Below are 1,060 nucleotides of genomic sequence, written 5' to 3'. Positions count from 1 at the left end.
GTCTTGACGCCGCCGATCAGGCCGAAAAAGGTCGGCAGGAAGGGCAGTTTTATCGGCCCGGTGCTTATGGCGCTGCTCGTGGCCATCTGGCGCGAATGGCTGCGCGAAGTGGAGCTGGCCGACGAGACGGCCGCCGATTCGGCGGCCGAAATCGAGTCCGGTCCGCAGATCGAGGTCCTGCCGGAATCCAATGCGGCGAAGAAAGCCAGCGCCTGATAACGACCGGCTTTGCGCCGTAAGCCGAATTGTCGCTAGACCGGGTGATGCACCGCGAAGTCGACCCGGCGCTTACGCCCTTCATGCAGCTGCCAGAGCGAGTGTGCGACGAGCGTGACGATCAGGATCCCGCCGCCGATCAGGCTGTTGCGGGTCGGTGCCTCGGCAAAGATCATCCACACCCAGACCGGCGCCAGCACCGTTTCGAGCAGGTAGAACATCGCCACTTCCGGTCCTGAAATGTATTTCGGCCCGGCGGCAAGGCAGAAGAACGAGATCGGCATGATGATGGCGCCGTTGAAGACGATCCACCATGGCGCGTTCACATGAAAGCCTTCGCCTGACACCATGAAGACCGCCAGCGCGAGCGGCAGAAGGACGCCGACGAGCGAGGTGAATCCCATGTCCTTGCCGCTGGCGCGCGAGATGGTGATGGCCACCGCGATGAAGAAGGCCGAGCACAGCGCCATGAAATCGCCGAACAGCTTGCCGGTGCCGACCGAGCCGCCGACGATGACCAGCACGCCGAGGATCATGATCGCCATCGCCGCGATGGTCACCAGCCGCGGCCTCTCGCGCAGGAATATCCAGGACAGCAACCCCGCAAAGACGGTGTTGAAGGCCAGGATGAACACCAGGTCGGCGGTCGAGGTGTGGTAGACGGCGGTGACGAAGGTGATCCCGGTCAGCCCGTAGCATATCGCCACGATCAGGCCGGACCAGCCGGGGATCAGCGGCGGGGCGTTTCGGCTGAGTGCCCGCCAGACCGACCAGATGACCATGGCCGCGACGAAAGTTGTGCCGGTGCGCAGCAGCATGATCGTCCATGCGCCACCGTCGGCGA

Annotated in this window: 1 protein-coding gene and 1 pseudogene; one reads left to right on the top strand and one right to left on the bottom strand. The window is 64.1% G+C overall.

Features of this window, described 5'->3' with window-relative positions; genetic code table 11:
* Positions 1 to 216, top strand: a pseudogene (locus EOA22_RS34820) (hypothetical protein); the annotation flags it as partial.
* 35 nt (positions 217 to 251) lie between these two features.
* Here EOA22_RS34820 and EOA22_RS34815 read toward each other — a convergent pair.
* Positions 252 to 1,060: DMT family transporter (locus tag EOA22_RS34815; RefSeq protein ID WP_164756231.1), on the bottom strand; the 809-nt coding region annotated here is incomplete at its 5' end.

Source organism: Mesorhizobium sp. M7A.F.Ca.US.014.04.1.1, from assembly GCF_003998745.1.
GTDB lineage: Bacteria > Pseudomonadota > Alphaproteobacteria > Rhizobiales > Rhizobiaceae > Mesorhizobium > Mesorhizobium ciceri.
This window is presented reverse-complemented; position numbering and strand designations above follow the sequence as displayed.